The organism is Patescibacteria group bacterium, from assembly GCA_020148145.1.
In the GTDB taxonomy this organism is placed as follows: Bacteria; Patescibacteriota; Minisyncoccia; order Minisyncoccales; family JAHCRE01; genus JAHCRE01.
Genome location: JAHCRE010000011.1, coordinates 1 through 18,079, shown reverse-complemented (window position 1 = coordinate 18,079; position 18,079 = coordinate 1). Strand labels below are relative to the sequence as shown.

At 36.7% G+C, this 18,079-nt stretch carries 20 protein-coding genes; all 20 read right to left on the bottom strand.

Features of this window, described 5'->3' with window-relative positions; all coding sequences use genetic code 11:
• Positions 1-27 precede the first annotated feature (27 nt).
• Complete coding sequence (locus KJA15_01175; GenBank protein MBZ9571935.1) at positions 28-831, bottom strand: transglutaminase family protein; 804 nt, start codon at positions 829-831, stop codon at positions 28-30.
• Between the two features lie 91 nt (positions 832-922).
• Positions 923-1,579 (bottom strand): hypothetical protein, encoded by a 657-nt coding sequence (locus tag KJA15_01170; GenBank protein ID MBZ9571934.1) that lies wholly within the window; start codon positions 1,577-1,579, stop codon positions 923-925.
• 101 nt (positions 1,580-1,680) lie between these two features.
• Positions 1,681-2,253, bottom strand: coding sequence for a hypothetical protein (locus KJA15_01165; protein ID MBZ9571933.1), 573 nt, complete (start codon positions 2,251-2,253; stop codon positions 1,681-1,683).
• Positions 2,254-2,431: 178 nt separating this feature from the next.
• On the bottom strand, positions 2,432-2,683 hold the full coding sequence (locus KJA15_01160; GenBank protein MBZ9571932.1) for a hypothetical protein: 252 nt from the start codon (positions 2,681-2,683) through the stop codon (positions 2,432-2,434).
• Positions 2,684-2,957: 274 nt separating this feature from the next.
• Positions 2,958-3,557, bottom strand: a complete 600-nt coding sequence (locus KJA15_01155) for an HD domain-containing protein (protein ID MBZ9571931.1) — start codon at positions 3,555-3,557, stop codon at positions 2,958-2,960.
• Positions 3,558-3,797: 240 nt separating this feature from the next.
• Complete coding sequence (locus KJA15_01150) at positions 3,798-7,139, bottom strand: DUF11 domain-containing protein (GenBank protein MBZ9571930.1); 3,342 nt, start codon at positions 7,137-7,139, stop codon at positions 3,798-3,800.
• Positions 7,140-7,144: 5 nt separating this feature from the next.
• Positions 7,145-7,753, bottom strand: a complete 609-nt coding sequence (locus KJA15_01145; GenBank protein ID MBZ9571929.1) for a hypothetical protein — start codon at positions 7,751-7,753, stop codon at positions 7,145-7,147.
• A gap of 98 nt (positions 7,754-7,851) precedes the next feature.
• Positions 7,852-8,334, bottom strand: a complete 483-nt coding sequence (locus KJA15_01140) for a hypothetical protein (GenBank protein MBZ9571928.1) — start codon at positions 8,332-8,334, stop codon at positions 7,852-7,854.
• A 239-nt stretch (positions 8,335-8,573) separates the two neighbouring features.
• The gene (locus KJA15_01135; protein MBZ9571927.1) at positions 8,574-9,635 is read right to left on the bottom strand and encodes a hypothetical protein; all 1,062 of its coding nucleotides are present in this window, start codon (positions 9,633-9,635) and stop codon (positions 8,574-8,576) included.
• Between the two features lie 74 nt (positions 9,636-9,709).
• A complete protein-coding gene (locus tag KJA15_01130; protein MBZ9571926.1) occupies positions 9,710-10,684 on the bottom strand; it encodes a hypothetical protein in 975 nt (324 codons plus the stop codon).
• A 53-nt stretch (positions 10,685-10,737) separates the two neighbouring features.
• Positions 10,738-11,985 (bottom strand): DUF642 domain-containing protein, encoded by a 1,248-nt coding sequence (locus KJA15_01125; protein MBZ9571925.1) that lies wholly within the window; start codon positions 11,983-11,985, stop codon positions 10,738-10,740.
• A gap of 599 nt (positions 11,986-12,584) precedes the next feature.
• Positions 12,585-12,812: a hypothetical protein gene (locus KJA15_01120; GenBank protein MBZ9571924.1), complete on the bottom strand. Its 228-nt coding sequence runs from the start codon at positions 12,810-12,812 to the stop codon at positions 12,585-12,587.
• Between the two features lie 139 nt (positions 12,813-12,951).
• Entirely contained in the window at positions 12,952-13,548 is a 597-nt protein-coding gene (locus tag KJA15_01115) for a hypothetical protein (GenBank protein ID MBZ9571923.1), read from the bottom strand.
• Between the two features lie 595 nt (positions 13,549-14,143).
• Positions 14,144-14,401: a DUF4190 domain-containing protein gene (locus KJA15_01110; protein ID MBZ9571922.1), complete on the bottom strand. Its 258-nt coding sequence runs from the start codon at positions 14,399-14,401 to the stop codon at positions 14,144-14,146.
• Between the two features lie 131 nt (positions 14,402-14,532).
• Positions 14,533-15,705 (bottom strand): hypothetical protein, encoded by a 1,173-nt coding sequence (locus KJA15_01105; GenBank protein ID MBZ9571921.1) that lies wholly within the window; start codon positions 15,703-15,705, stop codon positions 14,533-14,535.
• Between the two features lie 115 nt (positions 15,706-15,820).
• Positions 15,821-16,255, bottom strand: coding sequence for an NUDIX hydrolase (locus KJA15_01100; GenBank protein MBZ9571920.1), 435 nt, complete (start codon positions 16,253-16,255; stop codon positions 15,821-15,823).
• A 98-nt stretch (positions 16,256-16,353) separates the two neighbouring features.
• A complete protein-coding gene (locus tag KJA15_01095; GenBank protein MBZ9571919.1) occupies positions 16,354-16,677 on the bottom strand; it encodes a hypothetical protein in 324 nt (107 codons plus the stop codon).
• Positions 16,678-16,794: 117 nt separating this feature from the next.
• A complete protein-coding gene (locus KJA15_01090; GenBank protein ID MBZ9571918.1) occupies positions 16,795-17,007 on the bottom strand; it encodes a hypothetical protein in 213 nt (70 codons plus the stop codon).
• Between the two features lie 213 nt (positions 17,008-17,220).
• Positions 17,221-17,493, bottom strand: a complete 273-nt coding sequence (locus tag KJA15_01085; protein ID MBZ9571917.1) for a hypothetical protein — start codon at positions 17,491-17,493, stop codon at positions 17,221-17,223.
• A gap of 146 nt (positions 17,494-17,639) precedes the next feature.
• Positions 17,640-18,079 (bottom strand): hypothetical protein (locus tag KJA15_01080; GenBank protein MBZ9571916.1); only part of this gene is annotated, 440 nt, incomplete at its 5' end.

Here is an 18,079-nt window from a genome sequence, read left to right as displayed (position 1 = left end):
AAAAATATAAATTATTTTAAATTAGAACTAATTATTTTCGATAGTATCATTACAAGACCGTTTAGAATTTGACTTAAAAATTTTATACCAAGAAATTATAGAAAATGAATAAAAATATAAGGGACAATTTACCCTTAACCATTTTTTAAATAAAACTTCTAAATCCTTAGTATTAGTAACTTTTTGTTTATTCTTTCTGGCAAATCTAATGAAAATATTAGCTACTTCTAAAGGAATACCTCGAGCATGTCTGGGTCTTTTGTGCATCCAGGGGTCAATATTGGCTATTGGACAACTATCCTTTAAAATATGTTTTTCATCTACATTTAACATCGCATTCTGAATCCCATCCCATTCTACTAATTTACTTGGAGGGTTAAAATAATAAGTACTTTCACAAAGCTCTTTATCGTCAGAGGGATCGCACTTAATCCATTTATTATTTAGATAAACCGATACATAGATATGGGTGGAGATTTTACCTATAAATTTTCTCAACATTGGTATAGCAATAGGACCAAAGTATCTCTGACCATCAACTTTCATTATTCCATAACCAGCAGGAATATTATTGGCGCGTAATAAAGCAACTAAAAGATTAGCCTTGTTAGTACAGGCGCCTTCTTTCTCTACTAAAGTCTCTGAAGCTTTTTTTTGCCAGTTCCCGACCCGGTATAAAATATTGTCTCTCACCCAATAAAACAAACTGACAGCTTTATCCCTATTATTGGTGTAGCTATCTGTGATCTTATAAGCTATCTCTTGAATATCTGGATGGGCAAAATCACAAAATTCTGTCTCTTTAAGAAAACATTTAATATCCTCATTCATATATTATCTTTTTTAGATAATCTCTTTTTTTTGACCTTTTCTGAAATATCTTCAGGGCTCCAATGAATCAGCACGGGTCAGAAGAAAGAGCTCATATCTTGTTGAAGATAACATTTAAAAGCTTTTTTGCAATTCCTTTTTTTTGATTACAAGGAATAATATTCTTATTAATATCAATAATAAAAGCCTTATGGTCTTTCTTACTAATATCTTTAAAATCATTGGCTACCATTAAATCAGCATTTGAAGCCATCATACTTTTATAGGCTCGTTTGATAAGCTCTTTTTTATTTAAGTTGACTTCGAGTTTAAATTTTACTAAAAACACTTCTGGGCACCATTTTTTAATTTGATCTACTATTTTTTCTGTTGGTCTTAGCTTTATTACAAGATTCTCTCTAGATTTTATCTTACCTTTATAATATTTTATCGGCATATAATCAGCCACAGCTGCCGAATGGATCACAACATCGTATTTTCGAGAAGATATTTCATCCCTCATTAATCTATAAAGCTCAGTAAAGAATTTAAATCGGATTACTTTTAAATTTTTAGGACATCGCTCGGGAAAACATAGAGATCCAGGCCCTAATAAAAGAGTTACCCTTGCCCCTCTTTTTATTGCCCCCTTTGCTATTAGCAAACCTAAAGCACCCTTAAAAATATTAGTAATAACCCTTATTTTATCTATGGGAACCCATACCGGCCCAGCGGTAATAAGGATTTTTTTGTTTTTCAATTGGCGCATAATGTGATTAGTTTAAAGCTCTTTGTGTAAAAATAGAACTAGAACCTTTATTCCCTAGTAACTAAATTCAAATTTAATATCTTCCTTTTAAAGTAGATTTTTTATTTTAAAAGGAGCTTTTTCGTAATTTTGAAAATTTCCTCTATTTCTACCATTCTTCCTTCTCCTATCTCGCCGCTCGCCAACCTTCCTTTTATGGGTCCAACGATATAACAATTGTTTCTTTTTCTTAGTTTCTTAATATTTTCTTGAACAAAAACGTTTTTCCACATATTTACATTCATGGCTGGAATAACAATTAAAGGTATCTTTTCGGGCAAAGCTGAAATAACTGTTGTTAAAAGATTATCTGCAATACCATTGGTTATTTTACCAATCGTGTTAGCTGTCGCAGGAGCTAATATAAATATATCTAACCATTTGGCTAATTTTATATGTTTTAAGTCATTAAAACCCAACCTTATAGGGTTAAACATCGAAACATATACAGGAGATTGTGTCAAAGATTGAAACACTAAGGGAGAAATAAATTTCGTTGCATTTTCCGTCATAACTACTTTTACCTGAACCCTATTTCTTACAAGTAACCGGACTAGGCTACAGATTTTATACATAGCAATACCGCCACTTATTCCAATAAGAATTTTTTTGTTTTCTAAACTTTCATCCGACATAAAATTTTAATTTTTAATTAAAAAGGTTACATAGAAAACGAGGGTAGTTCGACCTGTTCTATCCCCTGCCCCGCCTCGGGCGGGGCCAAGCCACTATTTTATATTATAACTTAATCTTCCCAAAAACAAAAGAGCCCGCGCCTTCGGCTGGCTCTTAAAAAAGGTAATTTGATTTAATTTAATATTCTAACTTTATTCCAAGTTTTTCGGCGATTTGTTGAATCCACCTCTCATGACGGTTAACTTTATGTGATAATGCTACCATTTCTTTGAAATAGTCATCAGCTTTCTTTGCGTAAGCATCTACAGAGGTTTGTAAATCAGAAAAGCCTTCCCTTAACTCCTGCTTGAAATTCTCAAAATCTTCCTTGGTAGGGAAAACTTCCCGATTAGCCTCAATAATTTTTTGGACATCTTCTTCTGTAAGCATAATTTATAAATTATTTTAGATTTTAGACTTTAGTGCTCTCTATTTTTATAATAAACTTATAGATATCACTGTCAAGTTTTGCATCTTTGAGATAGTTTGCCCAAAAATTTGAATTGAACACAATTTTTTAACTTTTTCTCTCCCCCGCCCGCCTCGGGCGGGGCCAAACCACTATTTTATATTATAACTCAATCTTCCCAAAAACAAGAGAGCCCGCGCCTTCGGCGCGGGGCTCTTTGGAAGTTTTATATTTAATTTACCTTCACCCATCAATTTAGAGGAATTTTGTTTTTAAAATGTATTTTTTAAATATTTCCATCCACCACTCATCGCTATCTACTGTTTTGAGTTTTCTTCCCAATTTCTTGCCACTTTTTGTTTTTAACCTGCTTAAAGAGAAATCAACCCATTTTTTTGCCTTTTGATTTCCTAAATCTAAGCATTCTTTTTCCCACATCATTTGGGATAAAATATCAGCGTCTTTAGCCACTTTTGCCTCTTTAGTCTTCTCTTCAAAAAATTCTCGAAAAAGCTTAGTAAATTGAAAATCCTCCAAACTACAATCCTGGCATATTTCTTGAATCATTTTTGGCTCATTCAAGGGTTGGCTATAAAATTTATTAATGAGACTTCTCTCCCCTCCTCTTGTTTCGGCTAAATCATGGATAAGGCACATTTTTATAACTTTATTTTCATTGGCTTTTTCGAGTCTCGCTAACACCCACCCAATCATAGTAGTAAAAAAACAATGCTCGGCTACATTTTCTTTTATCGGTCCTTTTAAATAAGAAATAGAGGCTCGAGGAGCGTACTTGAAAACCCTTAATTCTAATAAAAAGTTGGCTAATTTTTCCACATTTGACTTTTTCTTCATATTTTTAATAAAATTTAGTTTTCGATGACAAATCGACCTTTGATTGTTAAGAACAAAAAATTCCGCTTCTCGCGGAATTTTTAAATTAAAAACTCACCTTTTTCTATAACAGTATTCTTAATGGTTAGAAGTGAATTTGAGGCCATCTTAATTATGATACAATTTCTTGAAAATTAGTCAAGAAAAAACGGCGAGAAGATATTCTCTTGCCGTTTTTAATTTCTTAATTGATAAAATGTTTTAGGTTTTACTTACTTTTTTTCTTCCCTTTTTTCTCTTCCCTTTTTTATTTTTTCGTTCTCGCATTAAAAAGAATAAAATAATTATTGAAAGGGTAAGGAGGCCAATACCAATTGGAATATCTTCAGGTGACATTCTACTGATTGCACCCAGAAGTTTTTCTAAAAGCTTTTCTAGTCCATTTTTCTCAATTTTTGGCTCTTTGGGTTCTTCTAATGGGCCGGGCTCTTCTTCTTGAGCTAAAACTTCTGGTATCAATATTTCTGGGAAATGAATTGGAGTGCTTTCGGGCTCAGGCGAAACCTCAGGGGGAGCTTCTTTTATCCTTCTCTCTATTTCTTCCCTTATTTTCTCTATCTTATCCTCTATTCCATTTAGTTCATTTTCTATCTCCTCAAGAGAAATTTCCTCTTCTACTATTTCCTCTTCTTCTAATTCCTCTCCAGCTCCTTCCTGAGGAGGGGCTTCTTCTACCCTTACCTCAATTACAGTAGAGACTTCAGAAGTCCAAACAGGATTTTCTTTGCTGTCTGTACCCGTAGCTTTAGCAGTATTTTTATAAAAACCAACCGGGACTTCAGAGCCAATAGCTACTGTATAGTCAATGATTATTTCTTCATAAGGAAAAACTTTCCCTAAATCCCAACTTTGAGTATTAAATACTTCAAAAGAATCTTGGTCAATAATTATAACATCTTCAATAACTACATCATAGGCCGGGCCGCTACTGTCATTGTAAAGTACTATCTGATAATCAACCTCGCTTCCAGCATAAACAAAATCATCAACATTATTAGTTTTGGTAATTTCTAAGTTTGGTCGAGCAGGTGTTGATGGGCAGGGCCACATGCCACAGGGAGAATTTTCATAAATTTTAGCTATTCCGATTGAAATCTCATCAATATTATCTGCATAATTTGCATCATCTTCAAAACAGTCAATTTGGGCGGTGTTAGTAATATAAAGGCCTGTTCCACGGGGCATATTTCCATTGACTGTCGTAGTATATGAAACTGAACCTGAACCACCTGGTGGGACTGTGCCAATGTTCCAGTACACTTCCCCCGGATTATCTATAACCGTACCTGAACCAGAATTATTAACGTCAAGATGCTCTTCATTGTAATCGTCAGTCATAGTAACATTGGTGGCATCAGCATTTCCATTATTAATATAAGTCAAGGTGTATGTAATTTGCTCACCAGTTTTTGGCATATTACTCGGAGCTTCTGCACTAATTCCTATCCAAAGGTCAGGTCGGCCAAAAGCTAAATCCCCTTGCCAGTTACCAAAAACATTAATCATCCCCAAAAGCCAATTGGCTCCAGTAATATTTGAATTTAAAATATTGGTGAGATTAGTTAGAACATTAGCATTTCCAGTGTTTATCACAGCTGAGCCTTCATTGGAATTGGCCGTGTTTCCACCAGTTGAAACATTGACTAGAACACTATTTTTAATGGTCCCTGTATTATCGTTAACGATATTCAAAGAACTATTCTCTGATGGATTATCGAGATCTTCGGGTCCAAGATTATAAAGTTTAACACCATTAGAGCTTACATTATTTCCAAAGCCGGGAGGTAAACTAAATACATTCCCCTTCCAGTTGCCAAAAACATTGATTCCTAAAAGGAACCAGCTTCCACCATTTATATTAGAATTAGCTACGTTAAAAACATTGGCTTGGGCATTGGCATGACCGGTATTGATTATACCAGAGCCTCTTGTGATTGTGTTTTGACCGGTATCTGCAACTACAGTAACTTCGTTTTCGATTTGGCCTTCATTCGAACTAACTATATTGGTTCCTCCGCAATCTCCTCCGCAGACCGATGATCCTTGTCCTAAAAAATCTTGCATTGCCTCTTTTCCAGGGAAAATTAAATCACCAATCCAATTATCAAAGACATTTATAATAATCTGGGTCCAGTTTGAACCAATAATATTGCTGTTGAGAAAATTAAAGACATTGGTAACAACATTAGCATCTCCTGTGTTAATAATCGCATCTCCGCTGTTACTGCTAGCTGAATTGTTACCAGTTGAAGCATCAATTAAAACTTCGTTCTCAATAGAGCCCTCGTTATCACTAACGATATTCATGCAATCCATATCTGGAGAACAACCTTCTTCAGAAGATTCTCCGATTTCCTCTGATAGATCAATATTTCCTTGTAATTGCGAAAAAATGTTGAATAAGAATTGAGCAAAATCAAAGCCAATAACGTTAGAATTTACAGTATTAACTAAACCAACGACCAAATTTACATCTCCAGTGTCGATTATGGCATCGCCAGGACTTTCAACCTCATTACTGCCGCTTGACCCTGCATTTACAATCTCATTTTCTACTTCTGCCTCATTATTTTCGACAAGCTCTATCGCACAATCTTCTTCTTGGCAGTTTTCTTCTTCGAAATCTTCTATAATCTCCTCTATCTCTTCCTCGCATTCTTCGTTTCCTTCGTCTACTTCGTCTCCCTCGTCTCCTTCGTCAGTTGAATCTCCTTGCTCTTCTTCGTCTATTTCGCCGTCACAATTGTCATCAATTTGATTGTCGCTAGTTTCAGTAGCACCTGGATTAACATCTGGGTTAGTATCATCACAATCTATGGCTCCGCAATCTTCACCTTCGACTGCGTAACCGTCTTCATCAACGTCGGTACATAGTGGTTCATTTTCTCCCTCGCCAGTGCCTTCTTCGCCCGCAACTTCTTCAATTGTACAATTAGCTGAACAACCATCTCCATCTTCATTGTTAGCGTCATCGCATTCTTCAGCTTCGTCTAAATTACCATCGCCACAGTAAGCGCCTGTAAGCTCGACGATTCCACAATCTGTTGAACAATAATTACAGGTTGAACCATATTCAGGAGTGCACTCTGTTCCATTATTTTCTCCTTCGTCACATTCTTCATCTCCTTCTATAACTCCATCTCCACATATTGGTTCACTAACTTCTTCAGTTAGGCAATTAGCTGAACAATCATCTCCGTCTTCATTATTTCCATCGTCACATTCTTCACCATCGTCTAAATTGCCATCTCCGCAATAGGGACCCTGAAGTTCAACGGTTTGACAATCTGTTGAACAATAATTACAAGTTGAGCCATATTCAGGGAGGCATTCAAGGCCGTTGTTTGCGCCGTCGTCACACTCTTCACTTTCATCTACATTACCATCGCCACAATAAGGTTCAGCTGTTTCAATTTGGATACCACCATTTTCACCTTCCCCTTCTTCAGCTAAAACTGAAAAAGCAGAGAAAGCAAAAACCACTAATCCTGTAATTAGTAAAGAAATTAAGATAATAATTTTTGATTTATTTATTTTTTTCATATTCTTTAAAAAATACTAAAAATATTCCAGAAAAAAGATTTTAGATTATCAACGAAGTTGCCCCACCAGCTGCCGGTTACACTCTCTTCAGTCTCTCCTAAATTCCCTTCACAAGCTTCCATTTCAGAAAGACAAGAATCAGCATCTTCCAAATCTACCTCATAAGTTTCTGTCTCGGTTTCAGAATCAATCTGGATTTCTCTTTGAACAATGGCTTTGTCATCCTCTACTTTAATTTCGCTTTCCACTTTAACTTCGTTTGCCTCAGATTCAATCTCAATTGGATCTATTTCTGTTCCGTTAATAATATTTTTTACATAGACTTTACTCTTTGTCTCACCTTCTTTTACTTCACCATTTATTACTGTATCGCCAGTATTGGTTGAAACATTAATCCTATTTATCACTTGACTATCGCCATTTTCATTAGAAACCCATTCTTCAGAAAACCATTCTTCATCGGAGAATAGTTCTCCTAGTTCGTTAAAAAGTTCTTCAAAGGAAAAAGCTTGAACAGATAAAGGAATAATTATTAAAGCCAAAATGATAATTGTAAGATTTTTTTTCATATTTAGGGTGGGTGGGTCGTAGTCTTCCCTTGTATAAGCCCTCATATCAATCTTTTATAAGGTTTTATAAGAGCTTATCCAGAGGAAGAGGCAAGGAACCCTCTTCCTTATTCTTAACAATCAATCTTATATCTATGGTCCTACTACTCTACACCTCTAGTAATATTGCTGTTAACAACAGTAATTGCTGTAGCTCCAGACAAAACCCAACCAGTAGTAATTGAATTGTTGCCACCACTTGCACCACCTTTTGTGGCTACATCAACAATTTTGTTCCCACCAGTTTTTCCAACAGCTGTTACATCATTCATTACAAAAGCATGATTATTTACATTAATCTGCTTTCTCATGCAGCAACCTTCTTGTAAATTAGAATTAGCCATAGTCTCAGCATAAGCAACAGACTCGACTTCACCGGTCCTAATGGTATTGTTACCATCGTTATCGCCACCTTTACTGGCAATATTTATAATTTTGTTTCCACCAGTCTTTCCAACAGCTGTTACATCATTTATTACAAAAGCGCAATTATCTACAGCAACCTGTTTGGGCCCACGAGCAAAAGCTGGAGCAACTGCCATCAAGGCTAAAGCTAGAACTGCTAAACCAACAAATATCTTTCTCATTTTACTTGTATGTTATTTAATTCATTTTTTCCCTTCGACCTTTCTTGCCCACCAAAATTTTGGGAAAAATTTAGGCGGGCTTGGGTTCTTTAAATACCTGAACCTTGCTCCGAATTCCGAAGAACCCGGGGTTTCGCCCCGAATCCTAAAGGATCGGGGCATGGCTCAAGGCAGAGCCCAAGTCCCGCCCCCTAAGCACTAGTTTCTATAGGGGGCGCGGATCTGAGCTCTATTAATTCTTACCAGCTTCTAATAATATTGCTGTTAACAACAGTCATTGCTGAGGCTCCAGAATAAACCCAACCGGTAGTGATTGAATTATTGCCATAACTTGTACCACCTTTTGTGGCTACATCAATAATTCTATTGCCACCAGTTTTTGAAACAGCGGTTACATCGTTCATTACAAAGGCGTGATTTCCTACATTAATTTGCTTTCCTTCGCAACAACCTTCTCTTAAATTAGAATTAACCACCGTATCAGTAACAGCGACAGATTGGGCATCGCCGGTCCTAATGGTGTTGTTGCCACCATTTGAGCCGCCTTTACTGGCAATATTAATAATTCTATTTCCGCCAGTCTTTGAAACAACTGTTACATCATTTATCACAAAGGCATGATTTCCTACATTGATTTGTTTTCCTCCACAACATGGTTCTTCTGGGCAAGAAATCTCTGTAACACTTACATCATCAAGGAAAGTTCCAAGAGAGTTAGCAGTACCTAAATCAGTAAACTGCAATCTTGTAGTAGAACCTGTGGCAGTTACTGTATATGTGTGTTCTGACCAGTCAGTCTGGCTATTGCCTGCTCGAGAAATAGTGCCTAAAACCGTACCGCCCCACTGAACCTCAAGAACGTTGTCGCTCTCGGGTGTTCCAGGTCGAGGTGAAAACCAAAATGTTAACTCGTATTGGCATCCGCATCCAGTAGAAAGATTCTGATAAATTTTTACAGAAGCCGGTTCATTGTTTTGAGGATGCCCTGGACCATACCAGTCTGTATCGAGCTCGGCATATTGGTCTCTTTCGTAAGGAAGCCAGCCATTTACTCCGGCATGAAGCTCCTGCAAAGAAGGATCTGGTCTTGGGTAGCCGCCCCAGCTGGTTGGAATATCTCCTCTCCACTCAACAGTCCAACCTAAACCAGTTGTACCGTCAGGGAAAATATCCCACTGGGCTGAATCAGTAACTACTGGCTCTTCGAAGCCACCATTGACAACTAAGTTTCCATTAGCTTTTACTGGAAAAGCAGTAAGAGTTAAAACTGTCAAAACTGTTATTGCAATTATTTTTCTCATTTGATTAATTTCTAAAAATTTTTAAATTTTTAGCCGACCTTTTCTTGGCTCTAAATGCCTGAGCCTTGTATTATTTAGCGGACAATTCCTCTTTTATTGCTGTTAACAACAGTCATTGCTGAAGATCCGGAATAGACCCAACCAGTAGTGATTGAATTATGGCCAGTGCTTGAACCACCTTTTGTGGCTACGTCAATAATTCTATTTCCGCCAGTCTTTGAAACAGCTGTTACATCGTTCATTACAAAAGCACGATTACCTACATTAATTTGCTTTCCTCTACAACAAGGTTCTCTTAAATTAGAATTAACTACAGTAGTAGTAACAGCGACAGATTGGGCATCACCGGTCCTAATGGTGTTGTTGCCACCATTTGAGCCACCTTTACTGGCAATATTAATGATTTTATTTCCACCGGTCTTTCCAACAGCTGTTACATCATTTATGACAAAGGCACGATTACCTACATTAATCTGTTTTCCTCCACAACAAGGTTCTTCTGGACATTCTTCAGCGGTATGAATTGCTTTTACTCCATCAACATCAAAACCATCAGCTGTCCCGCCAAAATCACTAGTATTACTTTCATCAACTAACTTTATATATTGAGCCCAGGGCAATGACCCCAAGTCACAAGCTCCATCTAAACAGCTCGTTCCCAAATCCTCCCAAGTACTATTATCTTGAGAAGCATAAATCCTAACTGTTTCTGGATAAGCGCCACAACTTGGACTGCCATAACTTGTCTCAACAATGTCTATGTCGTCACCTTCGCCGTTTAAAATGCAGTTATCAAATTTCAAGATTAATATTCCACCAAAACCAAGAGAAACAAAATTGATTGTATCAGTACCTTCTGCTGGACCAAGAGCTTGAGTAGGGTCGCTTCTTTCGGGCACAACTGGCGTACCATTAGCTCTGTTTCCTTGATTAAAGCTCACCATTTCATCTGCCCAGGGACCAGCTGCTCCATCAGGAATACCTGCCATTGCAATACTTGCTACAGATAACAGAGTTACTATGATTGTTACTAAAAATATTTTTTTCACTCTTTTTCAAAATTTTAAAATAATTTTGTTCGACCTTTTTATTTTTGTATTACTTAGTCAGTAAGAGAAATAAAATCTTCTATAACGCTCTTACTGCAACCAAATTTCCAATGACCATTCATTTCACCATATTCCGCAAGATAATTTTCATTAAGCCAATAAAGTATCTGAAAACAGCTACATCCATTAGTTTGTTCAATAGTAAAATCTCTATCAAGTCCTTTGCCTTTTCCTTTTGGTTTGTTTGTTATCCAGTCAGTCCCATCCCATATCCATCTATTAGTTCCTAATTCTTCCTCGGGAACATCTGCCCCTGTTCCTAAACACATATCTTCATTATTATCAATACCATCACCGTCTTCATCGCAGGAAGCAACTATAAACTCACGGGTTAAGCGGATATCACTTTCGCCGCTATCTTCTTTGGGATTAAAAACAAAACAATAATCTCCTGGCTCCCAGGCACAAGTATCAGCTGTGGCTAAGAAAGTATGAGTGTGGGTACCTGAATCATATGTCCAAGTATAGGGGTCATTATGTCCATCAACATTTCCTAAAACCGTGCCTTGTCCCATAGCGCAAGTTCCTTTTCTAACAGCCCACTGGACAGGATCTTGGTCATCATCAATTAAGTAAGCTGTGAAATCAACTGAACCAACTATAGTATCTCCTGCTGCTGGCGAAGTAATTTCTGCTTCCCTTAAAAGACAATCCTTGGTCTGCTCAACGCTTACTGCATCTAAAAACATTCCCAAAGAATCAGGATTACCTGTTTCAATAAATTCGATTCGGGTTGTAGCTCCAGAGGCAGTTAAACCGGTTATTGTCTCTAAGTTCCAACCAGAAGTTGATCCTGAATGACTTCCAACTAAACTTCCATTCCAGTAAACTTCCATTGCATTATTATTGTGTCTGGGACGCGGAGACCAGGCATAACTTAAAGTGTATTCACCGCCTACGCATGTTTCAATATCCTGATAAATTTTAACTGAAGCTGGCTCTCCATTGGCTGAACTCCAATCAGTGTCCATCTCTACAGACTGATCGCCGTCATATGCAGACATAAGAACACCCTCATGCAGCTCAAGATTGGCAGGGTCTGGTGCTCCTGAATATTCTGCTGCCCATTCTACTGTCCAGCCTGGAACAGCGTCTGAGGAAAAAACCTGCCATTTACTAGAATTGGTGACTTCTGGTGTTTCAAAATCTCCATTGACAACTAAGTTTGTAGGTGTAGCTAAGGTTGACTGAATAGTAAATAATAGTGTTGCTGAAATTATTGCTAAGATTATTTTTTTCATTTTTTTAACAAATCTATAATTGTTAATTTTTGGTTGACCTTTATTTATAAAAAAATAAAAACTTCCCCTTCTTGAGAAGTTTTTGTTTGAGGTATAAAATTTTTATTTCCTAACTTTGATGGGTAGGACACTGATTTTTTACTTAGCTCCTCCTCTAAGCAAATTATTCAATTTAATTATTGTATAATTAAGTCAAAAGGTAGGTCAAGTAAAAGTTTTCCACAGGCCATTCTATCTTAAACATTAAAAGAAATTATCTCCGGACACCAAAGTTAGGGAGGAAATGAGATAACTCATCTCATCTAACTTGGTGTCCAGAGGTAGCTTCCCTCAATAAAAAACCTTCAATAAAAAAACACAGTTTTTTAACTGTACCAACGAAAAAAACCACCTCCTTTCCTCCCTCCAAGTCGGTTTTGGCTGAATTTGATTCATTATCTGAATTTCTTTCCTCCTAATCCCTCCTCGGTGGTTTAAATATCTCTAATTTTGAGTATAACAAACTCAAAATTTCTGTCAATATCTAACAACTAAACCCAGTAGTACAACCAAGTTGTCCTACCGGGCAAAACATTTCATATTTATATCGTATTTAAAAATTAAATGGTTGGTGTTTCCGATGGTGGAACTTCAGGTGGAGTCTCTGATGGTGGAATTTCAGGGGGAGTTGCTGAGGGAGGAACCTCCAAAGGAATCTCTGATGATGGAACTTCCGGTTTTTCCTCAGGTTCCTCGGTTGGTGCTGGTGCTCCTTTTTGCCGAAGAAAATACCAAATCAGACCTATTACTACGACAATTAAAATTATCCAAAAAATAGTTTCTATCATTTTAATTTTATTTAATTAAAATTATTTATTCGATTCGACCTTGAGTATAATCAAAGTTCTTATTTTATTCTCTTTTTTTATCTAAGGTTTGTCAACCAAGAAATTCACAAATTTTTTTAATAAAACCCTATGCTACTGCTTACCACTTTAGTAAAAATTCATCATATTCATCACCGCGAAAAATACACTTTGTTTCCTTACAGGTTATTTCATCCCTAACTATCATTTGAAGTATGCTGGAAAAATACCCTTTTAAGACTTGACAGAAAAGTGGGTGGACACGGAAATTTTCTAGTCTTAAAATTAAATATTTTTTCTCTTCATCATATTCAGCCACTTTAAGATCTCCGACCGTATAGTATTTTTCCCACATTTCTGGGACTTGCTTAACTGCCTTCTCAAGTGAAAATAAATACTTTGTTAAAAGTCTGATGATTAAAGAAAATTTGGCCTCAAATTTTCCCATTTCCTGAAGCTTTTTGTCGTCGAAATTAAAAAGCCTCTTAATGACTATCTGGGTAATAGCGGCTATCCCTATAGGATAAAAATCCATTGTTTTTATCTCTCTGTATTTTGGATAACCGAGCTTTATTATCGTGTCCTCTAATTTCTTTATTCCCTCTCCCCCTTTTTCTTTGAAAATAAATCTTATGGCCTCCTTAATTGCAGACCCTTTTACCTCTCCTTCAATTTTCATCAATTTATTAAATTCTTCTTTGGGAATTACTTCTTCCATAATTTTTCCTAATAAAATACTATATTATTATTTTAGCAAAAATATCCCAAAACCAAAACCCCGAGAAAAACCGCAGAACCAGAATACCCCAGTAGTAGAACGGAGTTCACTACGGGGCAAGAATTCGGTTCACGGCTTCGCTCTCGGGGCGGGCGGAAATAAAAAAGCTCTCCAACCGTAGTTAGAGAGTTTGAGACAACATACATGTAGACTATATAGATGCTATTTCTGGTTTTTTACGTATCTTCGAAATGAGCACTATTGAATGCAATCCCAGGAACTTCTTGTAGATATACATCTGTATGCCAATCACCTACTTCAGTTCTCTCAACGGTGTATACCTGATTTAGCACTAAGTGTTTCCTTGCTGTCTCTTGGTGGTGTTTGTAACCACTATTTGGATGCTTGTAAATGACCTTGTCACCCTTTTTAGCGTGGATATTCATTCTTCTCGCCTCCTATTCAGCCCCTCCTTATTTATGTCTCAATTATACCATATTGATTTTAAATTTGTCAAGTCCTGGAAGAACAAACCCCTCCCGAGAAAAACTCTCGGGATTAAAGCTCCCCAGAAAGGACTCGAACCTCTAAACCTTCACTTCCAAAGCCAACTTAAGAAAAAGAGAAAGGATTTAAAAATGAGTGCTAAAATTCCAAGAGTGATTCCAATGATTGAAAAAGTTTTATTTTCTTTTTTAATAAGTCCCATAGTTCCGAATGCGATAGCGAGGAAGGGAAAAATACCAAAAATTCCAAACATGGAAAAAATACTCAAAACTCCACAAATTAAAGAGGCCAATGCCCATTTATTTTTCTTTTGAGGCTGTGGTGAAATTTGTTTTTCTTCTTCCATATTGTTCTATTATACCATAAAATAACCCCCGAGAAAAACCGCAGAACCAGAATAAATTCGGTTCACGGCTTCGCTCTCGGGGCGGCGGCTCCGAGGGACGGACGATGTTAGAACCTGTTTAGTGAAATTAATTACTCTGAGATACTGAAGGTAAAAAGTATTTTATCGTACAGTGCCCTATTATCTTTGTTGTCCACGTTTAACATGCTAATCTGAAAGACTTTATCATTCTTTATAAAGTAAATATCTTCTTGAGACCAAGCCATGGGTGATTTAGGAGTATAAACCCTCAAAGCTGGTATGCCGTCTATTTCCATATTTATTTCATCAGGAATATCGTCATAGTAAGAAAAGTTTTCTTTAACCCATTCAACCAGGTCTGTGCCAGCAGGAGGACTATAATAATCAACGTAAATAGAATGGAAAACAACGAATGAAGCGCCGGTTAAATCAGATTTTGTGCCAGTAAAGGTTCCCAGAGATACCTCGTCTGGATTTTCAGCGTTAAAATAGCACAAGCATTCCCGGGGTCTTTCTTCTGGTGGACTTTGTTTGCAATAACCCGGCAAAGGACCAAAGAGACAGGGTTGAGGATACTTTAAAGAATATCCATACTTTTCATTCGTATAAACCTGCCAATCTTCTGTTGCGTATTCCATCTCGGTTTTCTCTAACTTTCCACAATTCACCGTTACATCTTTGATATCAGGTTCTTGCGGAGTAGACCCTCCGGAAACAGTACAGACAATCTGGTCTTTTTTATATCCCACCAATCCAGTAAAGAGACCGTCAGCTATATTGTAAAGATCTACCTCAAAGCCATTATCTTTTAAAAACTGCTCAATACTATCATATTGTTCACTTGATATTCTATTAGCCTCAAATCCTTTTCCAGCCACAGTTTCCTCTTCTATTTGTGGATCTACCTTAACAATCCACTTAAATTCAATATCTTGTACTTCTGAAAAATCTATGTCAGTTTCTTGCTTAAGATTTTCAAGAAGATTTGAAATCTCATCTAAAGATACGCATTCGCTTCCATTAAAGCATTTATCAGGTCCGCAATCGCAAATCTTTACCTGATGACTATTATCTGGTGAACAACCACAAGGACCAATGAGGCATAGGTTAGGGAAATCACCAGTTGCTTTACAACACAATGATGTTGATACTTGCCCTCCAGAATCTAGACAGGCTTGTTCCATTTCAGTTAATCCTTCAGGTGTTATCGTTGATTGATAAACCCAATAACCTAATCCTGCGACAATTATTATAATAATGATTGCAATTATTGTTTTAGACATGTTTTTATTATTGGATTATTATGCCGACCTTGTGTTTCTATTCTACCATAAACAAAAGCCCAAACCAAGGGCTCGGGCTAAATAACTGCGGGGCGTGAACGATGTTAGAACCTGTTTAAGCTAAAAATGGTTTCAAATCAATTAACGCTTTGCACATATTTGGAACTAAACGACCAGATTTTTTTAATTCCTCTAATTGATTAAAAGAATACCATTTAAATTCGTTAATCTTGTCTGGTTCGGTAATTCTTGGTTTACCTTTTATTATTTCACAAAAATACATATGAACAGAAAAGTCACCTTCTGGAGAAGAGGTGTCATATATACCAAAGAGTTTTGTTGGATTAACTATTATATCGAGTTCTTCTTTTATTTCTCTAACAATAGACTTTTCCCATTCTTCGCCTTCATTCTTTTTACCACCAGGAGGTTCAATTCTTAAACCATTGTGTTTTATATTGTGGACTAAAAGCAGCTTCCCATTCTTAATAACCAACCCGGCAACCATATCTTTTTTTATGCTTTCTTTCATCTTTGTTATCGTTCTCATTCTACCAAAAAACCACCTGGTTGGCGATTTTCTGTTAGTTTACGTAAAGCGTTGTCCAGGTCGGCTCCCCTGGCTGGACGATATTAGGACCTGTTTAATTAAGGTTTCTTCCTGAATTTATCATAAATCCAGATTATGACACAGGAGAGGAGATAGGGAAAAATAAACAGAAAGAATAGAATTATAAATTTTGATAACTCTGGATTTTCTATACCGAGATAATCATACCTAACTTCAGTAGGTCCAATTGGAAAAGCCGAGCAAAACGTCCATTTAGGACTAGGAAAAAGTTCGGGATAAAAACGATGCTTCAGCCAGTGTCTCTCACATGGAATATAAGGTACAAAGGCAGAGATAAGAAATAAGATAATAAATACTATAATCTTTCTCCGGTCTGATTTTAAAAACTGCTTTAATTTCATATTATCTAATTATACTTCAAATCGCCCGCAAACCAAAACCCCGAGAGAAAAACTCTCGGGGGCGGGCGGAAATAAAAAAGAGACAAATATGGGGGTTTGTCTCTATGAGGTAGTTTTCTAATGCTCCCAAGAATGATTATGCTCTCCTTCTATCTTAATCTTTCCCAAGTCTGTTCCGCACAAGGGACAGTATTTAAAATGAGTTATATTCGTAACATCTATAGTAATCATATTTTTAGGACAAACAAGAGTGCTTCCTTTATTAACTGTTCGATGTCTCTGATGCTTTTTCAACCATTTCTTTAGCCATTCAGCAATAATTTCACCCATTTTTTAACCTCCTAAAGAGCTGTCTCTCCTATTGTAGATAATTTATCAAATCCCATAAAAAAAATCAACCCCTAGGGCGGGGCGGGCGGAAATAAAAAAGCTCCCCGGGTGGGACGATTTTCGAACCTTGAGATGGGAAGAAGTGTTTAAATATCCTGAAGGGATGTTAAGACAAATGAAGGAATTGTGCGGACGGTACTAGAATCTGGTTAGTTAAGATTTTTTTCTCACTTTATCGTAAATCCAGAATATGAGACAGGAGAGAAGATATAAAATTATGATATCAAGAACAAGATTTACTGGAATAAACCTTATAGCACAAGACGGTAAATTTGGACCGATGATAGGACACTTTCCAGAAGTAAAATAAGGAAGTGGAATTCCGCCACCTCTATAATAAGGAGGGTAACCAGGCAAGGAAATTATCATTAGAAAAGTTGCTAAAACAATCTTTCTCCAGTCTGGTTTTAGAAACTGTTGAACCATATTCTCCTATTCTACCAAAAAATCGCCTTCTTGGCGATTTTCTGAACGGTGCTCCCCTGCTCGGTCCAGAACCCAAATTTTAAGGGAAAATCCAAGGATTTTGAGAGGTTTTAAAAACGCCCCTCGGTCAGGGCATTCTTAACTTTTTATAGGTTGTAAAATGCACTCCTTTCTTCTAGCGAATCAATCATGTAGTTCTCATTAATTTTAATTACAATGACTGTTTCATCAAAATAACCAATTATTCCCTCACCAGTATATTCTTCATAAATTCTTACTTTGAATCGAAATTGAGTAGTCTCTAATTTTTCTTTTTCTAGAATCTGAAAGTCGGCAAAATGAGGATTAGAAAGCCCAGTTAGAGGTAAATCGCTTCGGGAAAGATATTGTCCTCCAGCATTATCTGTAAGCCAAATTAAAGCCCCTTCATAATCTCTTTGTAAACGAGCCTCCATAAAGGCAACAACCGCAGATTCAGCTAACCTTTCCTCCTTTGACCTTTCAACCATACTATAACACCCTTCTTTACTATGAACCTCATCAAATTCTTTAATTTCACTGCACGCTTGCTTTGCCTTCTCTGTAT

Coding starts and splice junctions, on each gene's coding strand:
- KJA15_01155 (MBZ9571931.1), bottom strand. CDS start 3,557: ATGAAGAAAAAGTCAAATGTGGAAAAATTAGCCAACTTTTTATTAGAA.
- KJA15_01110 (MBZ9571922.1), bottom strand. CDS start 14,401: ATGGAAGAAGAAAAACAAATTTCACCACAGCCTCAAAAGAAAAATAAA.
- KJA15_01090 (MBZ9571918.1), bottom strand. CDS start 17,007: ATGGGTGAAATTATTGCTGAATGGCTAAAGAAATGGTTGAAAAAGCAT.
- KJA15_01160 (MBZ9571932.1), bottom strand. CDS start 2,683: ATGCTTACAGAAGAAGATGTCCAAAAAATTATTGAGGCTAATCGGGAA.
- KJA15_01135 (MBZ9571927.1), bottom strand. CDS start 9,635: ATGAGAAAAATAATTGCAATAACAGTTTTGACAGTTTTAACTCTTACT.
- KJA15_01175 (MBZ9571935.1), bottom strand. CDS start 831: ATGAATGAGGATATTAAATGTTTTCTTAAAGAGACAGAATTTTGTGAT.
- KJA15_01100 (MBZ9571920.1), bottom strand. CDS start 16,255: ATGAGAACGATAACAAAGATGAAAGAAAGCATAAAAAAAGATATGGTT.
- KJA15_01085 (MBZ9571917.1), bottom strand. CDS start 17,493: ATGGTTCAACAGTTTCTAAAACCAGACTGGAGAAAGATTGTTTTAGCA.
- KJA15_01140 (MBZ9571928.1), bottom strand. CDS start 8,334: ATGAGAAAGATATTTGTTGGTTTAGCAGTTCTAGCTTTAGCCTTGATG.
- KJA15_01150 (MBZ9571930.1), bottom strand. CDS start 7,139: ATGAAAAAAATAAATAAATCAAAAATTATTATCTTAATTTCTTTACTA.
- KJA15_01125 (MBZ9571925.1), bottom strand. CDS start 11,985: ATGAAAAAAATAATCTTAGCAATAATTTCAGCAACACTATTATTTACT.
- KJA15_01170 (MBZ9571934.1), bottom strand. CDS start 1,579: ATGCGCCAATTGAAAAACAAAAAAATCCTTATTACCGCTGGGCCGGTA.
- KJA15_01120 (MBZ9571924.1), bottom strand. CDS start 12,812: ATGATAGAAACTATTTTTTGGATAATTTTAATTGTCGTAGTAATAGGT.
- KJA15_01165 (MBZ9571933.1), bottom strand. CDS start 2,253: ATGTCGGATGAAAGTTTAGAAAACAAAAAAATTCTTATTGGAATAAGT.
- KJA15_01145 (MBZ9571929.1), bottom strand. CDS start 7,753: ATGAGGGCTTATACAAGGGAAGACTACGACCCACCCACCCTAAATATG.
- KJA15_01095 (MBZ9571919.1), bottom strand. CDS start 16,677: ATGAAATTAAAGCAGTTTTTAAAATCAGACCGGAGAAAGATTATAGTA.
- KJA15_01115 (MBZ9571923.1), bottom strand. CDS start 13,548: ATGGAAGAAGTAATTCCCAAAGAAGAATTTAATAAATTGATGAAAATT.
- KJA15_01105 (MBZ9571921.1), bottom strand. CDS start 15,705: ATGTCTAAAACAATAATTGCAATCATTATTATAATAATTGTCGCAGGA.